The organism is Streptomyces sp. NPDC051563 (assembly GCF_044454225.1).
GTDB lineage: Bacteria > Actinomycetota > Actinomycetes > Streptomycetales > Streptomycetaceae > Streptomyces.
In genome coordinates this window covers 87796-113547 of the sequence record NZ_JBITDL010000005.1, presented here as the reverse complement: position 1 = coordinate 113547, position 25752 = coordinate 87796, and the positions used below count along the sequence as shown (strand labels likewise).

The 25752-nt window shown below is 72.0% G+C and carries 22 protein-coding genes, 1 tRNA gene and 1 riboswitch; of the genes, 6 read left to right on the top strand and 17 right to left on the bottom strand.

Translation table 11 applies throughout. The features are described 5' to 3' along the window. Nucleotide 1 precedes the first annotated feature (1 nt). The 4 genes from ACIA8F_RS08250 to ACIA8F_RS08235 all read right to left on the bottom strand — a co-directional run bounded on the left by ACIA8F_RS08250 (nt 2) and on the right by ACIA8F_RS08235 (nt 3639). Nucleotides 2-1483, bottom strand: a complete 1482-nt coding sequence (locus ACIA8F_RS08250) for an NAD(P)/FAD-dependent oxidoreductase (protein WP_399377449.1) — start codon at nt 1481-1483, stop codon at nt 2-4. Then, entirely contained in the window at nt 1480-1821 is a 342-nt protein-coding gene (locus ACIA8F_RS08245; protein ID WP_399377448.1) for a PqqD family protein, read from the bottom strand. The genes ACIA8F_RS08250 and ACIA8F_RS08245 overlap by 4 nt, the downstream gene beginning before the upstream one ends. After that, a complete protein-coding gene (stsB, locus tag ACIA8F_RS08240) occupies nt 1802-3301 on the bottom strand; it encodes a StsB family radical SAM/SPASM domain sactipeptide maturase (protein ID WP_399377447.1) in 1500 nt (499 codons plus the stop codon). The genes ACIA8F_RS08245 and stsB overlap by 20 nt, the downstream gene beginning before the upstream one ends. Nucleotides 3302-3372: 71 nt before the next feature. Further along, the gene (locus ACIA8F_RS08235; protein WP_250741964.1) at nt 3373-3639 is read right to left on the bottom strand and encodes a StsA-related sactipeptide RiPP; all 267 of its coding nucleotides are present in this window, start codon (nt 3637-3639) and stop codon (nt 3373-3375) included. A gap of 383 nt (nt 3640-4022) precedes the next feature. On the opposite strand from ACIA8F_RS08235, the gene ACIA8F_RS08230 reads away from it, so the two are divergent. Next, the gene (locus tag ACIA8F_RS08230; RefSeq protein ID WP_399377446.1) at nt 4023-4703 is read left to right on the top strand and encodes a BTAD domain-containing putative transcriptional regulator; all 681 of its coding nucleotides are present in this window, start codon (nt 4023-4025) and stop codon (nt 4701-4703) included. Between the two features lie 136 nt (nt 4704-4839). Here ACIA8F_RS08230 and ACIA8F_RS08225 read toward each other — a convergent pair whose 3' ends face one another. Beyond that, nucleotides 4840-6690: an ABC transporter ATP-binding protein gene (locus ACIA8F_RS08225; RefSeq protein ID WP_399377445.1), complete on the bottom strand. Its 1851-nt coding sequence runs from the start codon at nt 6688-6690 to the stop codon at nt 4840-4842. 231 nt (nt 6691-6921) lie between these two features. On the opposite strand from ACIA8F_RS08225, the gene ACIA8F_RS08220 reads away from it, so the two are divergent. After that, on the top strand, nt 6922-8988 hold the full coding sequence (locus ACIA8F_RS08220) for a phosphocholine-specific phospholipase C (RefSeq protein ID WP_399377444.1): 2067 nt from the start codon (nt 6922-6924) through the stop codon (nt 8986-8988). Between the two features lie 61 nt (nt 8989-9049). Here the strand turns inward: ACIA8F_RS08220 and ACIA8F_RS08215 are convergent, their stop codons facing one another. The 3 genes from ACIA8F_RS08215 to ACIA8F_RS08205 form a co-directional block, all read right to left on the bottom strand. Continuing rightward, nucleotides 9050-10720 carry a hypothetical protein gene (locus ACIA8F_RS08215; protein WP_399377443.1) on the bottom strand — a complete coding sequence of 557 codons (1671 nt, stop codon included), beginning with the start codon at nt 10718-10720 and terminating at the stop codon, nt 9050-9052. Between the two features lie 426 nt (nt 10721-11146). Then, nucleotides 11147-12778 (bottom strand): phosphodiester glycosidase family protein, encoded by a 1632-nt coding sequence (locus ACIA8F_RS08210; RefSeq protein WP_399377442.1) that lies wholly within the window; start codon nt 12776-12778, stop codon nt 11147-11149. A 174-nt stretch (nt 12779-12952) separates the two neighbouring features. Further along, nucleotides 12953-13026: transfer RNA gene (locus ACIA8F_RS08205), tRNA-Pro, on the bottom strand. A 108-nt stretch (nt 13027-13134) separates the two neighbouring features. Between ACIA8F_RS08205 and ACIA8F_RS08200 the strand changes: the two genes are divergently transcribed. Next, nucleotides 13135-13650 carry a DUF309 domain-containing protein gene (locus ACIA8F_RS08200; protein ID WP_399377441.1) on the top strand — a complete coding sequence of 172 codons (516 nt, stop codon included), beginning with the start codon at nt 13135-13137 and terminating at the stop codon, nt 13648-13650. A gap of 25 nt (nt 13651-13675) precedes the next feature. On the opposite strand, the gene ACIA8F_RS08195 is transcribed toward ACIA8F_RS08200, so the two are convergent. The 4 genes from ACIA8F_RS08195 to ACIA8F_RS08180 are packed head-to-tail and all read right to left on the bottom strand — an operon-like array spanning nt 13676 to nt 16938. Next, entirely contained in the window at nt 13676-14065 is a 390-nt protein-coding gene (locus tag ACIA8F_RS08195; RefSeq protein WP_399377440.1) for a VOC family protein, read from the bottom strand. 4 nt (nt 14066-14069) lie between these two features. Beyond that, on the bottom strand, nt 14070-14702 hold the full coding sequence (locus ACIA8F_RS08190; protein WP_399377439.1) for a lactate utilization protein C: 633 nt from the start codon (nt 14700-14702) through the stop codon (nt 14070-14072). Further along, the gene (locus tag ACIA8F_RS08185) at nt 14699-16186 is read right to left on the bottom strand and encodes a lactate utilization protein B (RefSeq protein WP_399377438.1); all 1488 of its coding nucleotides are present in this window, start codon (nt 16184-16186) and stop codon (nt 14699-14701) included. The genes ACIA8F_RS08190 and ACIA8F_RS08185 overlap by 4 nt, the downstream gene beginning before the upstream one ends. Continuing rightward, nucleotides 16183-16938: a (Fe-S)-binding protein gene (locus tag ACIA8F_RS08180; RefSeq protein WP_399377437.1), complete on the bottom strand. Its 756-nt coding sequence runs from the start codon at nt 16936-16938 to the stop codon at nt 16183-16185. Before ACIA8F_RS08180 ends, ACIA8F_RS08185 begins: the two co-directional genes overlap by 4 nt. A gap of 18 nt (nt 16939-16956) precedes the next feature. Here ACIA8F_RS08180 and cobF point away from each other — a divergent pair, with 18 nt between their 5' ends. Beyond that, a complete protein-coding gene (cobF, locus tag ACIA8F_RS08175; RefSeq protein WP_399377436.1) occupies nt 16957-17709 on the top strand; it encodes a precorrin-6A synthase (deacetylating) in 753 nt (250 codons plus the stop codon). Here the strand turns inward: cobF and ACIA8F_RS08170 are convergent, their stop codons facing one another. Continuing rightward, nucleotides 17710-18933, bottom strand: coding sequence for an aminotransferase class V-fold PLP-dependent enzyme (locus ACIA8F_RS08170; RefSeq protein ID WP_399377435.1), 1224 nt, complete (start codon nt 18931-18933; stop codon nt 17710-17712). It lies immediately after the preceding gene. 38 nt (nt 18934-18971) lie between these two features. After that, nucleotides 18972-19895, bottom strand: a complete 924-nt coding sequence (locus ACIA8F_RS08165) for a LysR family transcriptional regulator (protein WP_399377434.1) — start codon at nt 19893-19895, stop codon at nt 18972-18974. 107 nt (nt 19896-20002) lie between these two features. On the opposite strand from ACIA8F_RS08165, the gene ACIA8F_RS08160 reads away from it, so the two are divergent. Next, entirely contained in the window at nt 20003-20386 is a 384-nt protein-coding gene (locus tag ACIA8F_RS08160) for a YybH family protein (protein WP_399377433.1), read from the top strand. Between the two features lie 37 nt (nt 20387-20423). Here ACIA8F_RS08160 and ACIA8F_RS08155 read toward each other — a convergent pair whose 3' ends face one another. From ACIA8F_RS08155 to ACIA8F_RS08145, 3 genes are all read right to left on the bottom strand, one after another. Further along, entirely contained in the window at nt 20424-21074 is a 651-nt protein-coding gene (locus ACIA8F_RS08155; RefSeq protein ID WP_399377432.1) for an anaerobic ribonucleoside-triphosphate reductase activating protein, read from the bottom strand. Then, nucleotides 21071-22849, bottom strand: coding sequence for a ribonucleoside triphosphate reductase (locus ACIA8F_RS08150; RefSeq protein WP_399377431.1), 1779 nt, complete (start codon nt 22847-22849; stop codon nt 21071-21073). The genes ACIA8F_RS08155 and ACIA8F_RS08150 overlap by 4 nt, the downstream gene beginning before the upstream one ends. A 42-nt stretch (nt 22850-22891) precedes the next feature. Continuing rightward, nucleotides 22892-23033: riboswitch (cobalamin riboswitch) on the bottom strand. Between the two features lie 101 nt (nt 23034-23134). Beyond that, nucleotides 23135-24847, bottom strand: coding sequence for an endo-1,3-alpha-glucanase family glycosylhydrolase (locus ACIA8F_RS08145; RefSeq protein ID WP_399377430.1), 1713 nt, complete (start codon nt 24845-24847; stop codon nt 23135-23137). A gap of 351 nt (nt 24848-25198) precedes the next feature. Here ACIA8F_RS08145 and ACIA8F_RS08140 point away from each other — a divergent pair, with 351 nt between their 5' ends. Next, nucleotides 25199-25651 (top strand): hypothetical protein, encoded by a 453-nt coding sequence (locus ACIA8F_RS08140; protein ID WP_399377429.1) that lies wholly within the window; start codon nt 25199-25201, stop codon nt 25649-25651. Nucleotides 25652-25752 lie beyond the last annotated feature (101 nt).

Sequence of the window (25752 nt, the reverse complement as noted above, 5' to 3'; positions counted from 1 at the left end):
GTTACGGTTCCCTTCCCGGAGCGGGTGGTCGGGGGCCGCGTTCCGAGAACCACCAGTCGCGGAGCCCGGGGAACTGTGCGACCGCCTCGTCGGTGTCGAGCGGAGGGGCTGCGGAGAGGCCGGCGGAGGGACCGGGCAAGGCCGCCCGGGACGGGACCAGGGTCTGGGCCCGGAACAGCCGGGTCATCAACACCGGGCTGCTGAGCACCGCTTGGGAGACCAGGGCCCGCATGCGCTGCCCGGAGGCGGATCCGGGGCCCCGGGCGGACGTGGTACCCGCGGCGGCGGCGATGCCTTCGGCAGGGGCGACGCCTTCGGGGCGTGCGGAGTCCTCCGCGGATGCATGGCCCTCCGCGAGGGCCCGTACCCGGTCCTGTTCGGTCGCCATGCGCCAGGATTCGGCGGCCACTTCGGCCACCGCGGCCTGGACCGCGGGCAGCACGGAGGGCCGGGCGCCGCGCTCCGCCAGCTCCCGGTCCAGCCGCAGGGCGCCGAGCAGCGCGACGGACATCCCGTGCGAGTAGACCGGGTTCACCGCCGTCAGCGCGTCCCCGATGACGAGGAATCCCTCGGGCAGGGGCAGTCGCTCGAAGTACCTGCGGCGGTTCGCGGTGGTCCTGAACGGCCTTACGCCGCCAAGGGGTTCGGCCGCGGCCAGCAGCTCAGCCGCGAGCGGCGAGCGCAGCGAGCGCGCGCAGTCCGTGAATCCCGGCTCGTCCACCGGCGGCCGGGCGACGCGGGTGCCGGTCAGGGTGAAGATCCACCGGCCGCCCTCGATGGGGAACAGCGTCGCCCCGTACCCAGGAAGGCCGTTCGAAGGCCTCGGATGCAGCATGATCGCCGGGAGGTCGGCGGCGAGGCCGGGGGGCGCCCGGTAGATCCGGGTGGAGTACGCCAGCCCCGGATCGACCGCCTCCTCCTCGACCGCGGGTCCGCCGATCGCGGTCAGCCACCGTCCGGCCCGTGAACGACGGCCGGTCGCGTCCACCACGAGGTCGGCGCGGAGGGTCTCGCCGGAGCCGTCCTCACCCGCGACCAGGACACCGGTCACGCGCGCCGCGTCCCCTGCGAGTCCCAGGACGCGGGTGCGCTCCCGTACGGTGACCGTCCCCTCGGCCAGGGCCCGCTGCCGAATGACGTGGTCCATCAGCCAGCGGCTGCACGAGACCATGAAGGCCCCGGTGTCGTGGCGGCGGAACCAGCCGTCCGCGCTCAGGATCAGCGCCCCGTCCGGCAGCCCCCGGCGGTGCGCCCCCTGCGCGAGGAGCGCCTCCAGCGTTCCGGGGAGCAGCGCGTCCAGGGCCTCGGCGCCGGCGGTCACCAGCACGTGGCTGTGGAACGCCTGGGGCAGACCCGGCCGGACGCCCGGCCCGGCCGGGTAGCGGCCGCCCTCGACGACGGTGACCTCGTCGACGTGCCGGGCGAGCACGGTGGCCGCCAGCACCCCCGCGAAGCCCCCGCCGAGGACGACGGCCCTGGTCATGACCGCGCGGCCGGCTCGCTCCGGGTGGCCTGCGGTGCGGCTTCCGGCCCGTCCTGCGGTGCGGGTTCCGTCTCCTCCAGGAGGTCGGCCTCGATCATGGAGCTGATGAAGGCGTCCACTTCCGCGCGGATGCGGGCCGTCATCACCGGGTTGTGCCCCGCGAACAGCAGGGACAGGTTCCTGATGACCGTCTCGCGGTCCCCGTCGCTCTCCACGAGCGCCCAGATCTGGGCGGCCGTCGCGTTCAGGGTGCGGAAGTCTCCGGACTCGCTGTGGTAGAGCGAGATGCCGTCCCCGCTCTCCTGCCAGATCACCGCGTCACTGATGCGCAGGGACATCGCCCAGCCTCCTGTTCACCGGCATGATCGGAATCAGTTCGCCCACCTTGATCGCGGGCACGGGCGCCGGCGGGCGGACGTAGGTCTTCCACTGTTCGTGGGCCTCGTGCACCTCCCCGGTGGCAACCAGCCGGGGGACGGTCATTTCGGCGCCGTCCAGCGCCAGTTCGGCCCGGGTCACCCCGGTCTCCTGCCACAGCTGCGTGGTGACCCCGTGCCGCAGGATCCGGCACAGGTGGCGGCTGTTGCGCCGCAGGTCCCCGGACTCCGACATGTGCGCGGCCCGGCAGCCGCCGCCGCAGTTCGCCTTGATGTAGCACTTCTCGCAGTCGGCGTGGAACTCCCCGCCGTACACGGTGCTCCTGCGCATCGAGGTCAGCACCGGGCCGGCGAAGATCTCCGACAGCCGCTGCTTCCTGATGTTCCCGGCGAACTCCCCCTTGCCCGTGACGAGTTTGCACGGATAGACGTCGCCGAGGGAGTTGACGTAGATCTCGTGCCCGCCCATGCCGCAGTTTCCCTTGACCGAGCAGGCGGTGACCGGCCTCGGGCCGTCCGGCTTGAGCTTGCCCGCGACCGGCGAGGTCCAGACGAGCTGCTGTACGTCCAGGTGGTCCTGCCACCCGAAGTCGTAGGCGTCGTCGGCGCCCCGGCCCAGGTCGTTGTGGTTCATCAGGCGGACGCTGTGGATCTCGATCCCGTCGAGGAAGGAGGCGAAGTCCTCCAGCTCGTGGATGTTGTCCGAGGTGACGATGTGGTTGATGGCCGGCGCCACCCCGGCCTCGTTCAGCAGCTGGATCGCCCGGTGGGTCTTGGCGAACGCACCTTTGCCGCGCGTGCGGTCGTGGGTCTCGGCCGTGCCTCCGTCGAGGCTCACGGTGACGGCGTCGAAAAGCTCCGCGAACCGCCGGGCCTTCTCCGCGGTCCGGATCATCGTCGCATTGGTGATGATGTTGACCTTCAGGCCGCTGTCCTTGGCGTGCTCGACGATCTGGAACAGGTCCTTGCGGAGCATCGGCTCGCCGCCGGTGAAGATGACGGTCCCGGCGCCGAAGTCGGCGATCTGCGAGACCAGGTCCAGGGACTCGGCGGTGTCGAGCTCGCCCGGAAGGCACTTCTCGGAGGACGCGTAACAGTAGGGACAGCGGAGGTTGCAGCCGTCGGTGATGGCGTAGTACGCGACGCCCAGGGGCGGTTCGCTCAGCCTGACCTTGGGCTTGTTGCCGTTGAAGTACACGATCCAGTTCAGGATCAGCTTCGCGAGGACGCGTTCCGTCGCGTCGTTCTGCTCCAGCCCCGGCAGCTCCCCGCGGGCCCGGGCGGCCGCCAGGGCTTCGAGGACCCGAAATTCACGTCCGGACAGGACGCACCGGGCGGCCACCTCCGGGTTGACCACGAGGTGGTCCTCGCCGTGCACGAAGTACGTCAGGTCGTTGGGCACCTCGAACAACGACAGGTTCCGAACCAGGTTTCCGCGCATCCCGCCTCCTCTCTGGGCTGGCACAGGCGCGGCCCGACGCGAATGGCCGCCGGACCCCGCCTGTGGAACGGTCAGTTCTCGGCCTGGCCCGATCCCGACCAGAGGCCGCACGCACAGAGCATCGCGGCGTCGAAGCCCTCCTTCGTGGCCTCCGGGGAGGTCCAGTCCTGGGAGTGCGCCACCACGTCGGGCAGGATCGCCGCGAGGCGGGTCTTCGTCGAGATGAGGACCTTGGTCTCCTCGGGAGTCAGGCTGGCGTAGAACTCTTCGAGAGCGGGCGCCATCGTGCCGCCGATGACGCCGGCCGCACGCAGGGACTCCAGGGCGTTGAAGGTCATGCTTCCACCTTTCGCTGTCGCGTTCGCTCGGGGACGCAACCGAGACTGCGCGCGGCGGACCCGTGAAACAACCCCACGAATGTGGGTTGTGCGGGAGCGACGAAGGGGACATACGCAACGCGGGCGGGCGCCTTGCGACTGCGGTCCGGGACGGCCTGAACGCGCCGCGCACGGGTGTTGACGCTCTCCGGACCTTGCCTCAGGCTCATACCACAGCCGTTGTGAAGCCCATGTGAAGCGGACGTGGAAATCGGGATCAATGGAGCGCCCACCCGGCGGCCGGCGGCCCGTCGGACGACCCGAGAGGTGCGATGAACCCCATCGGCTTAGGCACCGTGCACATATCGCTGTTGCCGGGCTTCGTATGCCGCACCGACCAGCGGGTGACCGATCTCAGCGACATCCAGCAACGGCTCGTCGCGGCCCTGGTGCTCGGTGACCGCCCGCTCAGGCGCGGCGACCTGGCGGCCCGGCTCTGGCCCGACGCCCCGGCCGACCGGGCGGGTGCCCGGCTGCGCCAGACCCTGTGGCGGCTGAATCAGGCCACTGCCGGCGGCCTGTTGCGGGCCTCGCACACCACCGTCGCCCTCACCGACCACGTCGAGGTGGACTACCGGTCGGCGGCCAGGCTGATCGCGGCGATGTCCGGTGCGGGCGGGGCCGCGGCCGCAGAGGACCACCTGCCGCAGGCGTGGAACGTACTGCGGCACCCGCTGCTGAACGACTGGGACGACGACTGGCTCGTACCGTTCCAGGAGAAGTGGAAGGTCCAGCGCGTCCAGACACTGGAACGGCTCGCCGAAAGGCTTCTCCAGCGCCGGCAGCACGCAGCCGTCCTCGAACTGGCCGACGCCGCGACCCAGGCCGACCCGCTGCGCGAGGGGCCCCGGCGGATCGCCGTGCAGTCGTGCCTGTTCGTCGGCGAGGTGGCCGACGCCCACCGCCGCTACCGCGGCTATCGGGAGCTGCTCTCCGCGGAGCTGGGCGTGGCGCCGAGCGAGGCCATCCCCCAGCTCCTCAGACAGGACCGCGAGCGGCAGCTCGCCCTCACGCCGGAGTCCTGACGACGGACTCCTGACGGCGGACTCCTGACGGCGGACTCCTGACGGCCGAGCCCTGACCGCCGAATCCTGACCGCCGAATCCTGACCGGGCGCCGCCGCACCGGCTCCGGTACGACGGCTCCCGCACCTCACGACGGTCAGTGCAGGTCCGCCCGGGCCGCGGTGTCGTCGATGAACCCGCCCGACTGGTGCTGCCACAGCTTCGCGTAGGCGCCGTCCGCGGCGAGCAGCTGGTGGTGGGTGCCCTGCTCGACGATCCGCCCGTGGTCCAGGACCACGAGCTGGTCCATGGTGGCGACCGTGCTCAGCCGGTGCGCGACCACGAGCGCCGTCCGCCCGGCCATCAGCCGCCACAGTGCGTCCTGGACCAGGATCTCGCTCTCGGAGTCCAGGGCACTGGTCGCCTCGTCGAGGAGCAGGACCGGCGCGTCGCGCAGGATGGCCCGGGCGAGGGCCACCCGTTGGCGCTGCCCGCCGGACAGCTTCACCCCGCGCTCGCCCACCATGGTGTCGAAGCCCTCCGCCAGCCCGTCGGCGAACTCCGTGACGTGCGCCGCCTCGGCCGCCCGCCGGATCTCCGCCTCGGTGGCCTCCGGGCGGGCGAAGGCGATGTTGTCGCGCAGCGTGCGGTGGAACATCGCCGGGTCCTGGGGGACGTAGGCGATCAGGCTGCGCAGGTCGGCCTGGCTCAGCCGGCTGATGTCCTGCCCGCCGATCAGGATGCGGCCCGCGTCGATGTCCGTCATCCGCAGCAGCAGCCGGGTGAGCGTGGTCTTGCCCCCTCCGGAGCGGCCGACGAGACCCAGCTTCGACCCCGCGGGCACGGCCAGCTCCAGGCCCTCGAAGAGCGGCTTCCCACCCTCGTGGCCGAAGAACACCCGGTCGAAGCGGACGTCGGCGACCGGCGGGCTGCGCAGCGGTTCCGGGTCCACCGGGTCGAGCACGGTCGGCGGTGTCAGCAGCAGTTCGGTGAACTGCGCCGCCTCCGTCATCGAGCTCTCCAGGCGGCGGTAGATCTGGTTGAACTCGAACATGATCCGCGTCGCCCCGGCGTAGTAGGTGAAGGCGACGATGACCGCCTCCACCCCGTGCGCTCCCCCGCCGAGCACGATGGCGAGCAGCAGCCCCAGCACGTTGGTCGCCACCGACAGGGGGGCGACCAACGTGTCGATGCGCAGGTTGCCGTAGTCCCACGAGCGCAAGGTGAGCCGCCTCGACTCCGCGACGCGGGTGCGGTGTTCGGCGGCCTCGCGCGATTCGGCGGCGAACGCGCGGACCGTGTCCATGTTCATCAGGCTGTCGGCCACGTGGCCGGACACCCGGGCGATCGCCTCCTCCCGCCGGGCGACGAGCACTTGGCGGCGGCGGATCAGGGGCACCACGCACAGCCCCGTGACCGCGATCATCACCAGCAGCCCGACGACGAGGAGCGGGTCGTACTGCCAGAGCACCACCGAGGCGAACAGCAGGGGCACGAAGCTGCCCATGACCGAGAACGTCAGCGTGTCGACGAACTCCTCGAAGCGGGAGGCGAAGCTCAGGACCCGCTTCGTGAGGGATCCGGCGAAGTTGTCGTGGAAGAACGCGGCGTCCTTGGCGAAGAGTTCGTCCATGCCGGTGACGTACAGCTGCTCGATGCCGCAGGCGTCGACGCGGTTCAGGCAGTGCAGCCCGATGCGCCAGAACGCCTCCGACAGCAGCAGGACTCCGGCGAAGCCGAAGACGTAGGGCATCGCCCAGCCGAGGCCGCCACCGGCCCCCTCGGCGGCTTCTCCTCCGCCCGCGATCCGGCCGACGAGCTTCGCGACGACCAGCGGTGCGACGTAGTGGAGGCCGATGTTGCCCAGTGCCGGGAGCAGCATCGCGGGCGCCGTCAGCCGGCGCAGGCGCAGCAGCTCCCGCCCGTAGTAGCGGAGCGCGAGGAGTACCGGACTCCTGCGCGGCGGACTCTCGTTCGGTGAACTTTCGTGTGATTCGGGCGATCCCATCCCAACCCTGCCTTCTCGGACCGTCAGGTCAGAAAGCGGAGTGTCCCGCACGGGCGCCCGCGCGGTCCACGGCTTTTCTCCCGATGGTCCAGATCCGGCCGAGCGCGCACGGAAACCGGCCGCCGTTCGCCTGGTGTACCCGCCGGCGTCACGCCAGGCTCCCTTACCGGAACCCCGGACGCGCTGTGCTGGGGTACTCAGTCACCCCTCGACGTGGAGGTCGTTCCCGCCATGGCAGAACTCAATCGCCGGCGTTTCCTGCAGCTCGCGGGCGGCACCACGGCCCTGACGATGCTGGGCGAGAGCATCGCCCGCGCCGCCGCCATCCCCGCGCAGGGGACCACCGGCTCCATAGCGGACGTCGAGCACATCGTCGTCCTCATGCAGGAGAACCGTTCCTTCGACCACTACTTCGGCGCCCTGCGCGGTGTCCGCGGCTTCGGCGATCCGCGCCCCGTGACCCTGCCCAGCGGCAAGTCCGTCTGGCACCAGTCCGACGGCACGAAGGAGACGCTGCCCTTCCGGCCGCCGTCCGAGGACCTCGGAATGGAGTTCCTCCAGGGCCTCAACCACGACTGGGCGGGCGGCCAGAGCGCCTTCAACAAGGGCAGGTACGACAACTGGGTGCCCGCCAAGACGGCCACCACGATGGCCCACCTGACCCGCGAGGACATCCCCTTCCACTACGCCCTCGCGGACGCCTTCACCATCTGCGACGCATACCACTGCTCCTTCATCGGCTCCACCGACCCCAACCGCTACTACCTCTGGTCGGGCCACACCGGCAACGACGGACAGGGCGGCGGCCCGGTCCTCAACAACGCCGAGGTCGGCTACGGCTGGACCACCTACCCGGAGCGCCTGGAGGCCGCCGGAGTCTCCTGGAAGGTCTACCAGGACGTCGGTGACGGCCTCGACGCCGAGGGATCCTGGGGCTGGATCGAGGACGCCTACCGCGGCAACTACGGCGACAACTCGCTGCTGTACTTCAACAGTTACCGCAACGCCCAGCCCGGCAGCGCCCTCCACGAGAAGGCCCGTACGGGCACCAACGCCAAGGCGGGCGAAGGCTACTTCGACAAGCTGCGCTCGGACGTGGTGAACGGCGCCCTCCCCCAGATCTCCTGGATCGCCGCCCCCGAGGCCTTCAGCGAGCACTCCAACTGGCCCTCGAATTACGGCGCCTGGTACATCTCCCAGGTCCTGGACGCGCTCACCGCCGACCCCGACGTATGGGCGAAGACCGCCCTGTTCATCACCTACGACGAGAACGACGGGTTCTTCGACCACGTCGTCCCGCCCTACGCCCCCGCGAGTCCCGCGCAGGGCCTGTCGACCACGCCCACCGCCCTGGACGTGTTCCCCGGCAAGGCCGGGTACGTGGCCGGACCCTACGGCCTGGGCCCGCGCGTGCCGATGCTCGTCGTCTCCCCCTGGAGCACCGGCGGCTACGCCTGCTCCGAGACCTTCGACCACACCTCGGTCATCCGCTTCATGGAGCAGCGCTTCGGCGTCCACGAGCCCAACATCTCGCCCTGGCGCCGCGCCGTCTGCGGCGACCTGACCTCCGCCTTCGACTTCACCCGCAGGCACACCGCCCCGGCCCCGCTGCCCGACACCGACGGCTGGTCCCCGCCGGACCGCGAACGCCACCCCGACTTCCGGGCCACCCCGCCGCCCCGCGGTTCCATGCCGCGCCAGGAGAAGGGCCTGCGCCGCACGCGCGCGCTCAAGTACGCCCCGTACGTGGACGGCGCCGCGCTGGTCTCCGAGGGCAGGTTCCGGCTGACGTTCAGCGGCGGCCCGGAGCTGGGCGCGCAGTTCTACGTCACCTCCGGCAACCGCACCGACGCCCCCTGGACCTACACCGCCGAGGCGGGCAAGTCGATCGCGGACACCTGGAACACGGCCTACTCGGCCGGGGCCACCGACCTGACCGTGCACGGCCCCAACGGCTTCCTGCGCGGCTTCCGCAACCCGGGCACCACTCCCGGCCCCGAGGTCACCGCCCGCCACAACGCGGCCACCGGGAACCTGGACCTCACCCTCACGAACGCCGGGCCCTCCACCGCCACGGTGACTCTCACCAACGCCTACGGCGGCGGCCCGAAGCGCGTCAAGGTCCCCAAGGGCGCCACCGTCAGGCACACCGTCTCCCTGAAGAACACCCGCCACTGGTACGACGTGACGGCCACCGCATCCGGCTCCCCGGCCTTCCTGCGCCGCTTCGCCGGCAAGGTGGAGACCGGCGCGGCGGGCCTCTCGGACCCGGCGATCCTGACGCAGCACTCCTCCTGAACGACAAGCGGCGCCGCCGGGTTCACCGGCGGCGCCGCACGTCCTGCTCGAGTCAGGCGGGTCAGAAGAGGTGGGTGACGCTGGTCGCCCAGCCGCTCGCGCCGACCAACTGGGGCTGCTTGAGGCCGGTGGGACCGCCCGGATAGAAGAGCAGGCAGCCGGTGGGGCAGGTGGTGGTGGCCGGCTTGCCCGCGCCGTCGACGTAGTTCACGACGCGCTTGGGGTCGGCCGGAGTGGTGGTCCACAGGTCGCCCTGCTCGTCACCCGCCTTGGGCTGGAACTGCTTGTACGGGATGACCTGGCCCTCGTCGGTGATCGTCTTGTTGACGACGGCGCCCTGGGCGTTGCCGTGGCTGACGATCAGCGGGCGGTCGGCGGGGCGCCAGCCCCCGGTGGCGTAGGTGGTGCGGGGAGCCAGGCCGAACTTGCCGTCCGCGCCGATCTTGCCGGCGTAGAGGTACAGGTTCCCGTCGATCTTGTTCCGGGCGAGGATGTCCTTGACCCCGTCGCCGTTCTGGTCGCCGATGCCGAGGATCTCGTAGTTCTTCCAGGTGGCGCCGCCGGTGTAGGCGGGGGCCTTGAAGTCGAAGGGCGCGGTCTGGTCCGGGCTTCCGTCCGGCTTCGTGCGGCCGGAGTAGATCCGCAGGCGGGCGCCGGTGCAGGCATCGTCCACGCATTCGACGGCGGCCAGGTCGTTGCCCTTCATGAAGCCGTCGGCAGCGCGCTGGTCCAGGTCGCCGGGGGCGATGATCTGCTGGAGGCGCCCCCAGCCCTTGGAACCGAGACCGGGAGGCGGGGACAGCTCCCTGCGGACCTCGGACAAGGGGGTGCCGAGCCCGTTACCGGGGTAGACGTAGAGCTTGTTGTCGCTCAAGCGGGCGATGACGTCTTCGAAGCCATCAGGTACGCCCGTGGGAGTGGTGAACCCCACGAAGTCTCCGCCGTGCGCGATCAGGGCGTCCTTCCAACCCGCGTCTCCGACCAGGCGCATCTGCACGCGGCCGGCTCCGTTGCCGGAGTAGAGGCGCAGGCCGCCGTCCGCTTCGGGTCCCAGCAGGTCGACGAAGCCGTCGCCGTTGAGGTCGCCGAGCAGGTCCTTGCGCGTCGGGTTCAGCGGAGTCTGCCCGGCCGGATAGATGAAGGATGCCGGGTACACACGCAGGACGGTGTCAGTGGTCTGCGTCCTGTTGCCTGCCTTGTCGAAGGCCTCGACTTCCAGGGTGTGCGTCGGCCAGAGCGCGAGGTCGACATCGACCGTGGCCTGCGTGGCGCCGTTGACGAGAGGAATCCAGCGGTTCCCGCCACAAGGAGTACTGGATACGGAGAGGGGGCGGCCTATGTCCCAACAGAACCCGGCGAGGTCGGTGGCCGGGTTCTTGAACGTCAGCCGCACCCGGGTGCGTACCCGCTGAGGGGGGAGGTCGGGCGTGTCCTCCTCGGTGACGGTGACGGGATCCATGGGCGGGTCCGCGTCGACGTTGAAGGCACAGCCGACGGTGAAGGCGCTGTAGGCGCCTTCCTCATCCCTGGCGCGGACCTTCCACTTGTAAGCGCCGGTGGGCAGGTCCGCGGCACGGACCACCGTGGTCGACGTGCCGCCGCTCGACACGGTGGTTGCCTGGGGAACGGGCACGGTCACGCCCGCGGCGGTGGTGACGACGAACTGAGCGGTAACGCTGCCGCCGTCGATGTCGCGCAGGTTCGCGATCAGCGCAAGGCCGCTGTTGCCCATCAAGCCATTGCAAGGGACGGGCCTGTTGCCCTCGCTCGAAGCGCCCCAGGCCCCTTCGAAGGCTCCCGCGCTAAGCACCTCGGGCTTGGTCTGGTCCGCTGCGGCCGCGCCCGGCGCGTTGAGGAGGTTTGCCGCGGTGAGCGGGAGGACGAGTGCGAAAAGGGCGGTGAGCGCGCGGGGCACTCGTCCACCGGCTCTGCGGCGAGTCATGGGATTTCTGCGTCTTTCTGAGAACGTCAAGGACGTGGATCACCGCAGAGTAGGGCACGCAATTCGCATGGGCATAGCAAATTCTGCGCTGATGACACCACGGCAACGGCAAACCCGAACCCAAATGATCCCTTTGAGGACGGTCTGGTCCAAGGGGGTTGGGTCCGGGCTTGCGTGTTCTTCTCGTTCCCGCGGTGCGTTTGCTGCACCAAACAGTCAGCCGCCGGTCTTGGCGGACTCCAGCAGCAGGACGTTGCCCAGGTAGCGCGGACCCGTGGCGTCCGAGGGGCGGTTGACGATGCCCGCGGGCGCGGTGACCATCACGCTCGAACCGCCACCGTCGAGGTTCAGCGCCTCCCGGGCACCCAGGTCCTTCATCAGCTTCGCGGCGTCGGCCACGCCCAGGCCCGAACTCCACTCGGCCCGGCGCCCGTCGACGACGGCCAGCAGCAGCCGCCCCTGCGCGTCGATGCCGAGCATGGTGCGCGGGTTGCCGCGGACCACCCAGTTGTAGGTGAAGGTCTGGTCGGCACCCTGCCGGATGATGCCGTCGGCGAGGGCGTTGACCGCGATCCGGCCGTCGCGGATCAGCGTCGGGCCGGTCTGGACGATCGTGGTGTCGGGGGTGAGCGGGACCTGGTGCCCGGCGCCGTCCAGCACGCGCTGGGCGATGCCCAGCCGGGCGCCGGTACGCGCGTGCGCGAGCAGCCAGTCGGCGCTCTCGCCGATGGCCTGGAGGGTGGAGCCGCCCGCGGGCGGCTTGGCACCGCGGGTGCGGTGCACCGCCGTCACCCGGTCGTCGCGGTCCAGGACCACCTCGGCGCCCGCTCCGGTCGGCGGGGTGCTCCACTCGGGGGTGAAGCGGACGATCTCGCTGTCGTCGGTGCACCTGACGTCGTGCTGCGGGTGCTGGGTGGGCAGGTCGCCGCCGACGCCCCCGCAGTTCCAGATCTCGCCGGGTATCCGGTTGATGCCGTCGACCTCGCGGGTGGAGCCGCCCGCGGCGACCGTGATCCGCGTGGTGTAGGTGTCGACGTCGAACGTCCGCCCGCCGCCCGTGATCCTGACCCCGCTGCGGCCCTGGGTCGCGGCGCTCAGCAGCCGGCCGTCCTTCACGTACAGCCCGAGCGACGCCTTGTCGGCGAACCACTGGGCGTTGACGCCCGCCAGTGCCCCGGCGGCGGCCGCCAGGTCGGGCAGCTTCTCGTGGACGTCGATGTTCGGTCCGAAGTCGCTGGCCAGACGGCCGGTGAACCGCTTGAAGTCCACCCGCAGGACGAAAACCCGCTGGAGGGCGTCGGCGTCCGTGCCGTCCTGCGCCGTGTACCGGGTGTCACCGGCGAACCCGGCCGCCTTGACCCGGGCGAGCACGGCGCTCGCCGCGCCCTGGTCGGCGTACCGCCCGATCCGCACGGTCCAGCCCAGCGTGCCGGCCGGGCGGTCGGCGAAGGCGGGGATGAGGACCCGTTCCACCCGGGGGTCGAACCCCTTGGCCCGCAGGGCACCGGCCACCTGGTCGGCCCGCGCCTTGGCCCCGAGGGCCGCGGTGGCCGAGCCGTACGGCCCGTCGGCGGTCAGGGGCTGGTTCACGTGGACGGTCCAGACGTCGTCGGCGTCGGTCCGGCCGAGGACCAGGGAGGTCTGGGTCACCCCCGGAGCGAGCACGACGGACCGCACCGACGTGGCGGACGGAAGCGTGAGGGGCCCGGCGTTCGTGACGTCCAGCAGACGCGGTGCCGGCGCCGGCTGTTCGGCGGCCCCGGATGCCGGCGCCGTGGCGAGGGCCGTGACCACGCAGAAGGCGAGGACGGCGGCGGACGAAACGGCTGCCGGCGATGTCTTGCGCATACGACGCTCCCTGGAGGTGAGGCGGTACGTCCTCTCAGTGCAGGGGCGTCATGTGGCGTGTGGCGCAACTCCGCTTGCTGCGCACGTGAATTCCGCGCAAGGGGCACGCGAAAAAGACCGAAGGGGCGTTTCGGATTTCTCCGAAACGACCCTTCGGTCTACGACTCTTTCGAGTCGGGACGACAGGATTTGAACCTGCGACCCCTTGACCCCCAGTCAAGTGCGCTACCAAGCTGCGCCACGTCCCGATGTGCTTCTGATCTGGGGTTTCCCCCGTCCCTGCGGCACATGCAGAACATTACCCCACGGCGAGGGGTGTGCATGCACCGGTTATCGGCGCGGGAGAGGATGGGGAGGTGAACGCACGGGATCGGGACGGTGAGGGGCGGGCGCGGAACGCTCGGCCCAGGGACGGGCTGGGGCGGCCGCTGCCCTACGGGACCCCGGGGGTGGAGCGGCAGCCCGAAGGGGTGGTGCGGGCGCCCGGGGAGACCGTGCGCGAGGCGCAGCGGCTGCTGGACGCGGGGATGCCCTTCCACGCGCACGAGGTGTTCGAGGACGCGTGGAAGTCCGGGCCCGCGGAGGCGGCCCCGCTGTGGCGGGCGCTGGCGCAGCTGGCGGTCGGGCTGACGCACGCCGCACGCGGGAACGCGGTCGGCGGGGCGCGGCTGCTGCGCCGCGGAGCCGCTGCCCTGGCCGGGCCGGCCGGAGCCGGGACCGGGGCCGTGACCGTGCCCGGGCCCCCGTACGGGATGGATCTCCCCGGGCTGGTCCGCTGGGCCCGGGAGCTGGCCGTACGGGTGGAGGCCGGTGCGGCCGTCGACGCGGCGGCCGAGGCACCGCACCTCACGGGTGGCCCCGGCCCGGCCTGATCCCGGTCCGACGCCCGGCCGGGGCCTACGCCGGCTGCAGGAGGTCCCAGCGGTTGCCGTAGAGGTCCTGGAAGACGGCGACCGAGCCGTACGCCTCGTGGCGCGGCTCCTCCAGGAAGCGGACGCCCTCGGCGGTCATCCGGGCGTGGTCGGCGGCGAAGTCGTCGGTGTAGAGGAAGAAGCCGACGCGGCCGCCCGTCTGGTCGCCGACGCGGGAGCGCTGGGCGTCGTCCTTGGCGCGGGCCAGCAGGAGGGCCGATTCCTTGGCGCCCGGCGGGCGCACCACGATCCAGCGGGAGCCGTCCGGCCGTGCGGTGTCCTCGACGAGGTCGAAGCCGAGGGCGCGGGTGTAGAAGTCGATGGCCTCGTCGTAGTCGTGGACCACGAGGGCGGTGAGGGCGAGGTGGGAGGGCATGTCCTCATTGTGCGCCGAGCAGGACCACTTCCAGGGTCCGGGGGCCGTGCACGCCCTCCACCCGGTCCAGCTCGATGTCGCTGGTGGCGGAGGGGCCCGAGATCCAGGTCAGGGGGCGGGTGGGGTCCAGCAGGGGAAGGGCCTGCGGAACGGAGTCCACCACCTGGCCGGGGACACGGACCACGCAGATGTGGTGGTCGGGGACGAGGGTGATCCGGCGCCGTCCCTGCTCGGGGCCGCCGTCGAGGACGATCGTGCCGGTCTCGGCGATCGCCAGGGCGCAGCCGGTCACCACGCTGTCCACGGAGTCCAGTTGGTGCGGGGTGGAGTCCGTGCGGTCGTGGACCCTGGTCGCGTCGACGGCCGCCGTCCAGTACGGGGGCAGCCCGGGCGGTACGAGCACCGAGGAGGCTCCGCGCTCGGCGAGGAGGCGGGCCAGCAGCACGGCGATGCCGTCCTCCCCGACCCGGTGCACCTTGGCCCGGTACTCCGTGAGGTTCGCCGCGAGCAGGTCGACGGTCTCGGCCGGGGTGCGGGCGCCGTGGAACGGGAGGTAGTCCCGGGGGATCGCGGTGTCCGGGCGCGGCTCGGGCAGGGCCCGGCGGATGCGGGCCAGGATCTGTTCCCTGCTGCTCACGGGCGTGCCTCCTTCTCGCGCGCCGCCCACCAGTCGCGGAACGAGCGCTCCGGGAGCTCCGGCAGCTCCCTGCTGTCGGTCCAGGCCCGCCCCGGGCCCGGCAGCCGGCGCGGGCGCAGCCGCCGGGCCCGGGCCAGCAGCCGCTCCCCCGCGCGCAGGGCGCCCGGGCGGTCGAGGAGGAGCCGGGCGGCCCGCATGGCGGCCCGTTCGGCGGTGTGGCCGTCGGCGGGGCGGAGGCGGACGCGGATGCCCTCGCGGGTCACCGGGCCGCCCTGGACCACGCGTTCGCGCAGGTGGACCAGGACCTCGGGGATGTCGATGGCGACCGGGCAGACCTCGTAGCAGGCTCCGCACAGGGTGGAGGCGTAGGGCAGGGTGGCGTCGATCTCGCTCCCGGTGCCGCGGAGCTGGGGGCTGAGGATGGCGCCGATCGGGCCGGGGTAGACGGAGCCGTAGGCGTGGCCGCCGGCGCGCTCGTACACGGGGCAGACGTTGAGGCAGGCGGAGCAGCGGATGCAGCGCAGGGCCTGGCGGCCCACCTCGTCGGCGAGGGTGTCGGTGCGGCCGTTGTCGAGGAGGACGAGGTGGAAGGCGGAGGGGCCGTCGCCGTCGGCTCCGTTCGAGGGCCCGAGCCCGGTCCACATGGTCGTGTACGGGTTCATCCGCTCGGCGGTCGAGGAGCGGGGCAGCGTCTGGAGGAAGATCTCCAGGTCGCGGAAGGTCGGGACCACCTTCTCGATGCCGACCACGGAGATCAGGGTCTCGGGCAGGGTCAGGCACATCCGGCCGTTGCCCTCGGACTCGAAGACGACCAGGGTGCCGGTCTCGGCGACCATGAAGTTGGCTCCGGACACGGCGACTTCGGCCCGCAGGAACTTCTCGCGCAGGTGCAGCCGGGCGGCTTCGGCGAGCTCGCGCGGGTCGTCGCCCAGCCCCTCGGGGGCCGGGCGGCCCCAGCGGCCCATCTCCGCGGCGAAGACGTCCCGGATCTCGCCGCGGTTGCGGTGGATGGCCGGGACCAGGATGTGGGAGGGCCGGTCGTGGCCGAGCTGGACGATGAGCTCGGCCAGGTCGGTCTCGTACGCGGCGATCCCGGCCGCCTCCAGGGCCTCGTTGAGGCCGATCTCCTGGGTGGCCATGGACTTGACCTTGACGACTTCCGTCGCCCCGGTGGCCCGGACCAGGTCAGTGACGATGCGGTTGGCCTCGTCGGCGTCGGCCGCCCAGTGGACGGTACCGCCCGCGGCGGTGACGGCGGCCTCCAGCTGGAGCAGGTACCGGTCGAGGTGCGCCAGGGTGTGGTCCTTGACGGCCTTGCCGGCCGCGCGCAGCCGGTCCCAGTCCTCCAGTTCGGCGACGGCGCGGGCCCGCTTGTCGCGGATGGTGTGCGTGGCGTGGCGGAGGTTGGCGCGCAGCACCTCGTCCCGTACGGCCTCGCGGGCCGCGTCGGGGAAGGCCGGCATGCCGAGGTAGGTGCCCGTCATACGAGTGGTTCCTCTTCCGTCGCGGCCAGGATCTCGGCGAGGTGCAGGGCCCGCAGCGGGGCTCCCTGCCGGCGCAGGATGCCGTCCAGGTGGGCGAGGCAGGAGTTGTCGGCGCCGCAGAGCACCTCGGCGCCGGTGGACAGCGCGTGGCCGGTCTTGTCGGTGCCCATCGCGGCCGAGACGTCCGGGTTCTTGACGGCGAAGGTCCCGCCGAAGCCGCAGCACTCCTCGGCGCCGGGCAGTTCGCGCAGCTCCAGGCCGCGTACGGCGGCCAGCAGCCGCCGGGGCCGGTCGCCGAGCCCGAGGCCGCGCAGGCCGTGGCAGGACGGATGGTAGGTGACGGTGTGCGGGAAGTACGCGCCCACGTCGGTCACCCCGAGGACGTCGACGAGGAACTCGGTGAGCTCGTACACGCGTGGTGCGAGGTCCTCGGCCAGCGCGGCCAGGGCGGGGCCCCGGCCCTCGGCCTCGGCCGCGCGCCCGATCCGGGGGTAGTGGGCGCGGACCATGGCGGCGCAGGAACCGGACGGGGTGACCACGTACGCGTAGCCCGCGAAGGCCTCGGCGGTGCGCCGGACCAGCGGTTCGGCCTCGCGCCGGTAGCCGGTGTTGTACTGCGGCTGCCCGCAGCAGCTCTGGGCGGCGGGGAAGTCCACGGTGACCCCGAGCCGCTCCAGGAGGCGGACGACGGCGATGCCCGTGCGCGGGTACAGCGCGTCGTTGACGCAGGTGACGAACAGGGCGACACGCATGACGGGCAGAATAGCCCGGTGAAGAAGTTTTCAGTGATCGGCATAGGCGCGGGCGACCCGGACCACCTGACCCTCCAGGCGGTCCGGGCGATCGGCGCGGCGGACGCATTCCTCATCCTGGAGAAGGGCGAGGAGAAGGCGGATCTGACCGGGCTGCGGCGCGCGATGCTCGACGCGCACGCCCGCCCCGGACACCGGCTGGTGGAGGGCCGCGATCCCGACCGCGACCGGACGCCCTCCGACTACACCCCCACCGTGGACGGCTGGCGCAGCGCGCGGGCCGAGCTCTTCGAGCGGTTCATCGCCGAGGACCTGGCGGAGGGCGAGACGGGCGCGTTCCTGGTGTGGGGCGATCCCTCGCTCTACGACTCCACGCTCGCGATCCTCGACGAGGTGCTGGAGAAGGGCCGGGTCGCCTTCGAGCACGAGGTGGTACCAGGCATCAGCAGCATCTCCTCGCTGCTGGCCCGCCACCGCACCACCCTGAACCGGGTGGGCCGCCCGGTCCAGATCACCACCGGGCGCCGGCTCGCGGAGGGCTGGCCCGAGGGTGTGGACGACGTGGTGGTGATGCTGGACGCCCGGCACGCCTTCACCGCCCACCTCGACCAGGACCTGTACATCTACTGGGGTGCGTACGTCGGCACCCCCGACGAGATCCTGGTCTCGGGAAAGCTGGCGGAGGTCTCCGGCCGGATCGAGGAGCTGCGGACCGAGGCCCGCGCCCGCAAGGGCTGGATCATGGACACGTACCTGCTCCGGCGGGACTAGCTAGCGGAGGTAGGCGGGGAACACCTCGGCGAGCCGCTCGTACTCCTCCGCCCGGTTGTAGATCTGCCCGCTCACCCGGATCCCGCCGCCGCCCGGCCAGGGCCAGATCAGGACCCGGATCCGCTGCTCGGCCGCGAGCCGCTCGCGCAGTTCGCGGGCGGCGTCGGGGGTCTGCGCCACCCCGGGCGGCAGCCGCAGCGTGCGCAGCGCGAGGCCCTCGGTGTACGGGAGGGGGGCAACTCCGGGGATCTCGGCGAGCAGGGCCGCGCCGTAGGCGGCCAGGGCGCTGTTGTGGGCCCGTACCTTGGCGGCGTCGAGCTCCTCCAGCAGGTCCAGCCCCTCCGGGGCGGCGAGCCAGCCGGTGTAGTCGTAGGTGGCGCGGTTCTCCACGGAGCGCGGGAAGCCGTAGTGGTCCTCCCAGGAGGGGACCGGCGGGCGGACCCGGCCGCGGTGCTGCGGGGCGACGGACAGCATCGCGGTGCCGGAGGGGGCGTAGGCCCACTTGTGGAGGTTGCCGAACCAGAAGTCGGCGCCCCCGCCCAGGGGGTCGGGGATCATCCCGGGGGCGTGGGCGCCGTCCACGATGGTGGTGACGCCCCGCTCGGCGAGTTCGGCGAGCAGCCGGGGGGAGGCGATGAGCCGGGCGGTGGGCGAGCTGATGTGGTCGAGCACGGCGACCCGGGTCCGCGGGGTGAGGCCGGCCAGCACGGTTTCCCGTACGGCGTCCTCGTCGGGGAGGTCGGTGCCCAGAGCCACGGTGGTGAGGGGGGCGCGCCGGGCGGCGGCCGCGACGACCGTGCCGTAGCCGTGGTCGGTGACCAGGATCTCGTCGCCGGCGGCGAACTCCACGGCGTCGAGGGCCACGTTGGCGGCCTCGGTGGCGTTGGACACGAAGGCGAGCCCGTCCGGATCGCCGCCGAGCCGGGCGGCGATCCGGGTGCGGGCACCGACGAGCCGGTCGGGGGCGCCGATGAAGAAGGCGTCGGGATCCGCGTGCGCCTGCGCCCGGAGGGCGGCCTGCGCCTCCTGGACGGGGACGGGCACCGCGCCGAACGACCCGTGGTTGAGGTGGGCGATCTCGTCGGACAGCCGGAACAGCTCCCGCCCGCCCGGGAATGCGGCGGGGCGGCGTATGGACCCGCCCGGGGCAGCCCCGGCCCGGCCGTCGGTGTCGGCGTGATCGGCGCGGGCGGTCCGCTCGGTCGGCTCTGCGGGCTGGGTCACGTGGGCTCTCCGTGGATGCGGCGCGGCTGTCGGCCCGATCATGCCTCGCCGCCCACCGGAGCGACAGCCCCTCCCCCGGCCATCGGCGCCGCGAAGGCGCGGCGGCACCGCAGGAGCAGCTCCCGTAGGGCGGGGCTGCGGGTGTCGCGCCAGACCAGGGACAGCAGAGCCGGGATCTCCACGTCCTCGATGGTTCGGGCGGTGAGGCGGTCCCGGTAGGAATCGGCCATCGAGGCGCTGAGGACGGCGACCCCGAGGCCGCGCGCCGCGAGGTCCGCCACGGCATCGGCGGCGCCGGCCTCCAGGGCGATCGCGGGCCGCAGCCCCTGTCCGGCGCAGGCCCGGTCGAGTACCGTGCGCAGCCCCGTGCCCGGGGGCATGCAGATGACGGGGTACCCGCCGAGGTCGCGCAGGGTCACCCGGTCCGCCGCGGCCAGCGGGTGCTCGGCCGGGACCACGACGACCAGCCGCTCGCTGATGAGGGTGAACGCCTCCAGCCCCTCGGGGGTGGTGGCGGCGGTTCCGACGAGGGCCAGGTCGACGGCGCCGGCGCGCACCGCCTGGACGAGGCGGTCGGAGTTGTCCTCCAGCAGGGCGATCTCCACGCCCGGGTGGGCCCGGTGGAAGGCGGCGAGGGCGTCGAAGAGGGGGGTGATGGTGCAGCCGACGACCATGCCGACGGTGAGGCGGCCCCGGATCAGGCCGGTCACCTCGCCCACCGCCTGGGCGAGGGCCCCGGTGGCGGCGAGGGCGGTGCGGGCGTGTTCCAGGGCGGCCTTGCCCGCGACGGTGAGGGTGGCGGTGCGGGAGGACCGGTCGAAGAGTTCGGCGCCCAGTTCCTCTTCGAGGCGGCGGATCTGGGCGCTGACACCGGACTGGCTGATGTGGACGCGTTCGGCCGCACGGGTGAAGTTCTGTTCCTCGGCCACCGCGACGAAGTATTCGAGCTGCCTCAGTTCCATGACTGGAGATTCTAGCTCCGAACAGAACCAGCTGTTGGACTTCTGATGCGACGGGCGTCAGGCTTGGAACACAGAGCACACCCCCGGTTCCAGCACAGGAGGCAGCGATGTCGGACTACGCGTCGTACGAGAAGGCCCTGCACCCCGAGGACATCACCCGGCTGTTCGTCGAGCGGTCCAACGCCGGCGACGCGGCCGGGGTGGCCGCGCTCTACGAGGAGGACGCCGTGATGGCCTTCCCGCCGGGCGAGCTGACGGTGGGCCGGGAGGCCATCCGCACCCTGTGGGAGCAGGTGCTCGTGAACCGGCCGCAGTTCGAGCCGGAGCCCCCGCTGCCGACGCTCGTGAGCGACGGCATCGCCCTCACCTCCACCCCGCCGAGCGACGGCACAGGGGCACGGGCCCAGGTCGTACGCCGCCAGCCCGACGGCAGCTGGCTGCGGCTGCTGGACCAGCCCGAGTTCGCCCCGGCCCCCGGCGGAGCCGCGTAGAGCGGTGCGTCGGGCGGGGTGCGTCAGGCGCGGTGCGTCAGGCGGCCGGCGGTCGCATGGCCTGGCGGAGCGTGGGGCGCGCGCCCAGGTCCGCGAGCCAGCCGTCCAGGTCGGCCATGGCGGGCGGGTCCAGGTGGGCCGGGTCCACCGTGGTGCGGAGCTGGTGGGGAACCCCCGAGGCGAGCAGGAGGCGCAGGCTGCGCTCCGCCGAGGCGGCCGCGTGGCCGATGCCGGTGACCCGCTCGTAGCGGCCGGGCGGGGCCTTCACGTCGAAGCCGACCCAGTCCAGCAGGCCCGCGTCGAGCAGCCGGGCCAGCCGCCGGGGGAAGGCGCCGCCGGTGTGGAGGCCGACCTCCAGGCCCAGCGCGCGGGCCTCCCGTACGGCCCGCGGCAGACCGCGCTGGAGCAGCGGTTCCCCGCCGGAGAAGACGATCCCGTCGAGCAGCCCCGTCCGGCGGGCGAGGTGGCCGAGCACCTCGTCCCAGGAGACGGCGGCGGGGGCCCGGGCGGGCAGCAGGCCGGGGTTGTGGCAGTAGCCGCACCGCCAGGGGCAGCCCTGACAGAAGACGGTGGTGACCAGCCGGCCGGGCCAGTCGCAGGTGGACAGCCGGGACCAGCCGCCGATGCGGATGACCTCGTCCGGCTGCGCGGCGGGTACCGGGGGCACGGCGGGCGCGGCGGGGCTCACACCGCCGCCTTGAAGTGGACGCGTTCGGCGTGTTCGCCCTTCTTGCCGATGTTGAAGGAGGACACGGGGCGGTGGTAGCCCATGACCCGTGTCCACACCTCGCACGCCGCCCCGCACGTGGGGCAGTGGGGCTGCTCGCCCGCCAGGTAGCCGTGGTCCGCGCAGATGGAGAAGGTCGGGGTCACCGTGAGGTACGGGAGCCGGAAGGTCTCCAGCGAGCGCCGGACCAGCTTGGCGCAGGCCTCGGCCGTCGGGATCCGCTCGGGGGTGTACAGGTGCAGGACGGTGCCGCCCGTGTACTTGCCCTGCAGTTCGTCCTGGCGCTCCAGTGCCTCGAAGGGGTCGTCGGTCCAGCCGACGGGCAGCTGCGAGGAGTTGGTGTAGTACGGGTTGGCGTCGGTCCCGGCCTGGAGGATGCCGGGGAAGCGGGCCCGGTCCTCCTTCGCGAAGCGGTACGTCGTGCCCTCGGCGGGGGTGGCCTCCAGGTTGTAGAGGTGGCCGGTGCTCTCCTGGAAGTCGACCATCCGGGCCCGGACCCGGTCCAGGAGGCGGACCGCGAGGGCGTGGCCCTCGGGGGTGGTGATGTCGTGGGCGTCCGCGCTGAAGTTGCGGATCATCTCGTTGATCCCGTTGACCCCGATGGTGGAGAAGTGGTTGCGCAGGGTCCCCAAGTACCGCTTGGTGTATGGGAAGAGGCCGCCGTCGATCAGGTCCTGGACGGTGATCCGCTTGATCTCCAGGCTGTCCTTGGCGAGTTCGCACAGCCGGTCCACCTCGGCCAGCAGCCCCGGTTCGTCTCCCGCGTAACGGTGCCCGAGCCGGGCACAGTTGAGGGTGACCACGCCGAGGGATCCGGTCTGCTCGGCGCTGCCGAAGAGGCCGTTGCCGCGCTTGAGGAGCTCGGTCAGGTCGAGCTGGAGCCGGCAGCACATGGAGCGGATCATGTGCGGTTCGAGCTCGGAGTTGATGAAGTTCTGGAAGTACGGGAGCCCGTACTTGGCGGTCATCGCGAAGAGCCGCTCGGCGTTCTCGCTCTCCCAGGGGAAGTCCCGGGTGATGTTGTAGGTCGGGATGGGGAAGGTGAACACCCGCCCGGTGGCGTCGCCTTCGGTCATCACCTCGATGTACGCCCGGTTGATCATGTCCATCTCGGCCTGGAGCTCGCCGTAGGTGAAACCGGTCTCCTCCCCCGCGACCACCGGGATCTGCTCGCGCAGGTCCTCGGGGCAGGTCCAGTCGAAGGTGAGGTTGGTGAAGGGGGTCTGGGTGCCCCAGCGCGAGGGCACGTTGAGGTTGTGCACGAGCTCTTGGACGCACTGCCTGACCTGGTCGTACGTCAGCGCGTCGAGGCGGACGTAGGGGGCGAGGTAGGTGTCGAAGGAGGAGAAGGCCTGGGCGCCCGCCCATTCGTTCTGCAGGGTGCCGAGGAAGTTCACGATCTGGCCGACGGCCGAGGACAGGTGCCGGGGCGGGGCGGAGTCGATCTGTCCGGGCACCCCGTTGAAGCCCTCGGTCAGCAGGGTGCGCAGGGACCAGCCGGCGCAGTAGCCGGAGAGCATGTCCAGGTCGTGGATGTGGAGGTCGCCCTCGCGGTGGGCGCGGGCCACGGCGGCGGGATAGACCTGTTCCAGCCAGTAGTTCGCGGTGACCTTGCCGGCGGCGTTGAGGATGAGTCCGCCGAGCGAATAGCCCTGGTTGGCGTTGGCGTTCACCCGCCAGTCCCGGCGGTCCAGGTATTCGGTCACGGTCTCTACGGCATCGACGACAGCAGTCACGGCAGCCCTCCCACGAGGCTCGGCACGGAAGAATGGCGGGCCCTTTCGAGAGCCCGTGCCGGCAGGTGTCGGACTCGTCCGCCGTGGCGGACTCACCGTTGCGGGGCAGTCCCGGATTCCCACCGGGTTCCCTGTTGCCTCGGTCGGGGAGAGGCCCCGCCGAACCGGCAAGACCAACACTACATATGGATGTGAGAGCCGAGAGCCACCACTACATATGGGGTGACGAAGGTCCCGGGCCAAGGGACTTCGGCCTCTAGGGCCCCGCTCCGGAGGCCCGTGGGCTCAGCTGCGGCCGCTGGTGGCCGCGTAGTACTGGAGATCTTGCACCTCCACCGTGCGGTCCACCCGGTAGGGCAGTTCCACCCGGGCCCCGGCCTTGCCGTCGCGCACCACGGAGGCCGAGCCGGTGCCCGGAGCCAGGGGCAGCAGCTCGGCGTGGACCCCGGCCGGGGCCGCACGGGTGTCTTCGGCCGCACCCACGGCCGTACGGATGCTCGCGGGCGCGGTCAGGAAGCTCAGCACCTCCACCGTGTCCCGGGCCGCGGCGCTGCCGCCCCGCAGCGACATCACGAGGGACTGGCTGCCGCTCGGGTCCGCGGCGGCGAACTGGGTGCGCGAGCTCAGGTAGAGGGTGTCGCGGACGATCTTCGGCCAGCCGCCGGTCTTGAACCGGGTGAGGTAGTAGGAGGAAAGGTCCAGGTAGGCATGGCCGTTGTGCAGGGAGGGCGCGAACTGGCTGCCCTCGCTGTAGTCGTTCCACGTGGTGAGCTGGACCCAGTCGGCGCCGTCCTCGATGGCGCGGTTCCATGTGGCGCGCAGGGTCGCGGTGTTGCCCGCCTCGTCGTAGATGCCCTGGTTGGGGCGGGCGTCCTGGACCGATACGGGCTGCATCCAGATCTTGCCCGCGGCGTGGGCGCGCCGCACGTCGCGGGTGGAGCCCTCCTGGCCGACGTAGCTGCGGCTGCCCCACTCGGAGAATCCGTAGCTGATGGGCCCGAACTCACCGCTGTGCGCGCCGAAGTCGAGGAAGAGCGGGACGAAGGCGGTACGGATGCCGTGCCGGGACTTCAGGACGTCCATGACCGTGGTCCACCAGGCGACGCTCTTCTCCTCCGCCTTGAACGGGGAGACCACCAGCCGTCCGTCGGGGAGCCGGTGGGCGGCCGGGGCGCTGCCGAGCTCGGCGAGGAGGCCGGCGAGCACGGCCGGGTCGTCGGTGCCGAGGGAGGTCATGTCCGGCATCAGCATGACCTTGAAGCCCGGATCCACCGAACGGGCCGCTTCCATCAGCAGGTTGCAGCGTTCCCGGTTCTTCCCGGTCAGGGAGAGCAGGTCGAGGGTGAATCCGTCGATGCCGGCGGCGCGGGCCGTACGGACCTCCTGCTGGAGGTTGGCGAGCTCCCAGTTCCCGGTCTTGGGCGGGACGGGCAGCGGGCGGTCGCGGAGCAGGCCGCCGTAGCGCTCGTGCTTGCCGTTCTCGCCGTCCGGGGTCAGGTAGTTGCGGGTGTAGTAGTCGGCGTCGGCGCCGACGTTGTCCAGGGAGAGCGGGTACGGGGTGAAGTAGTGGGCGAAGACCAGCTTCTTGCCGGCGGCGCCGGAGCGCAGGGCGGCCGGCTGCGGCAGGTCGAAGGGCAGGGCTCCGGCGGAGCGCGCTCCGCCCTCCGCACCCGAGCCCTGGGCCGTGGGGTCCGGGGCCGGCCCGTCCGTGCCCTGCGGGGTGGCGGTGCCGGTTGCGGCGGGGCCGCTGGTCGCGGGTGCGGGGCCGTCGTCGGGGGTGCCGGGGAGGATGCCGCCCGGTACGGGTGCCGGGCGGGCCCCCCGCGCGTCGGTGACAGTGCCGGGGTCCCAGGCGAGGCCCGTCGCGGCGCAGACGCCCACGAGGAGGAAGGCGGACAGGAGGAGGCTCAGCAGAGGCCTTCGGCGCCGGAAGCCCGCACGGCGCCGGTGCGACGCGGGTCTCGCGCCCCGCCCTGCCCGACGCCGGTCTGCGCTCATCCTGACCCCTCCCCCGAACGATGCCGTGCCGGGCCCGAACATCGGGCCGCACAGCAGCAGTACAGCGGATTCCGGTCTCCCGGACAACCGTTCCCCGGGGTCCGGGGCGGCCGCGCGGGCCGTACGGGCCGCGACGATGCGGATCTCGCCGTTCGGGTCGGGGCGAGTGCCGTGCGCGGTTGGACAAAGGGACGTGACCTGTACAACTGCTGCGATCATCGGGCGCCGCGGGCTTTTCACCGGAATAGGGAATTCCCCTGGCCTTTCACGAAAACTGGCGCATAATCGTCTCCATGCGGCTTGAAACAACCCTCTTGCCGCAGGTCACGCATGCAGGGGGGCATCGTGCCGATGAGGGATTCCAGGGGCGCCGGCACACTCCCGGCGACCTCCGCGGAGCTGTCCCGTCTTTTCACCGCCGTGCGGCGGGGCAAAGTGGTGACCGTCACCGGACGGTTCCGCGAGCCCCGGAGCCAGCTGGTGCGGGAGATAGGGCAACGGCTCTCGTCCAATTTCTACGACGGCGTCGCCGTGGTGTCCATGGACCGGCGGTTCGCGGTCCGCGACCTGACGGCCGCGCTGGGCTGCGTACCGGGGATGCCGTTCCTGCCGTGCGGGACGTCGAACGCGGCGTCCTGGCTGGCGGAGCGCGACATGCTGCTCGTCCTAGACGGCTGCGAGCACCTCGCGTCGGAGGCACTGGACTGCCTGCGCGAGCTGCTCGCCGTGGCTCCCGGACTGCGGGTCCTGGCCGCCGGGCTCGACCCGCTGGCCTTCCCACCGGACCACGTGCACCGGCTCTGACCGGGCACGCGAACGGGTCCGCCCCGGCCGGCGACTGCCGGCCGGGGCGGACCCGTGGAAGCGGTGGACCTCAGCACTGACGGACCTGAGCCCGGTCGGGC

What these genes read in the sequence shown, in the direction of transcription:
- ACIA8F_RS08165 (WP_399377434.1), bottom strand. Translation starts at nt 19,895, where the DNA reads ATGGAACTGAGGCAGCTCGAATACTTCGTCGCGGTGGCCGAGGAACAG.
- ACIA8F_RS08250 (WP_399377449.1), bottom strand. Translation starts at nt 1,483, where the DNA reads ATGACCAGGGCCGTCGTCCTCGGCGGGGGCTTCGCGGGGGTGCTGGCG.
- ACIA8F_RS08225 (WP_399377445.1), bottom strand. Translation starts at nt 6,690, where the DNA reads ATGGGATCGCCCGAATCACACGAAAGTTCACCGAACGAGAGTCCGCCG.
- ACIA8F_RS08220 (WP_399377444.1), top strand. Translation starts at nt 6,922, where the DNA reads ATGGCAGAACTCAATCGCCGGCGTTTCCTGCAGCTCGCGGGCGGCACC.
- ACIA8F_RS08145 (WP_399377430.1), bottom strand. Translation starts at nt 24,847, where the DNA reads ATGAGCGCAGACCGGCGTCGGGCAGGGCGGGGCGCGAGACCCGCGTCG.
- ACIA8F_RS08160 (WP_399377433.1), top strand. Translation starts at nt 20,003, where the DNA reads ATGTCGGACTACGCGTCGTACGAGAAGGCCCTGCACCCCGAGGACATC.
- ACIA8F_RS08185 (WP_399377438.1), bottom strand. Translation starts at nt 16,186, where the DNA reads ATGACGGGCACCTACCTCGGCATGCCGGCCTTCCCCGACGCGGCCCGC.
- stsB (WP_399377447.1), bottom strand. Translation starts at nt 3,301, where the DNA reads ATGCGCGGAAACCTGGTTCGGAACCTGTCGTTGTTCGAGGTGCCCAAC.
- ACIA8F_RS08195 (WP_399377440.1), bottom strand. Translation starts at nt 14,065, where the DNA reads ATGCCCTCCCACCTCGCCCTCACCGCCCTCGTGGTCCACGACTACGAC.
- ACIA8F_RS08140 (WP_399377429.1), top strand. Translation starts at nt 25,199, where the DNA reads ATGAGGGATTCCAGGGGCGCCGGCACACTCCCGGCGACCTCCGCGGAG.
- ACIA8F_RS08215 (WP_399377443.1), bottom strand. Translation starts at nt 10,720, where the DNA reads ATGGGCAACAGCGGCCTTGCGCTGATCGCGAACCTGCGCGACATCGAC.
- ACIA8F_RS08180 (WP_399377437.1), bottom strand. Translation starts at nt 16,938, where the DNA reads ATGCGTGTCGCCCTGTTCGTCACCTGCGTCAACGACGCGCTGTACCCG.
- ACIA8F_RS08210 (WP_399377442.1), bottom strand. Translation starts at nt 12,778, where the DNA reads ATGCGCAAGACATCGCCGGCAGCCGTTTCGTCCGCCGCCGTCCTCGCC.
- ACIA8F_RS08245 (WP_399377448.1), bottom strand. Translation starts at nt 1,821, where the DNA reads ATGTCCCTGCGCATCAGTGACGCGGTGATCTGGCAGGAGAGCGGGGAC.
- ACIA8F_RS08235 (WP_250741964.1), bottom strand. Translation starts at nt 3,639, where the DNA reads ATGACCTTCAACGCCCTGGAGTCCCTGCGTGCGGCCGGCGTCATCGGC.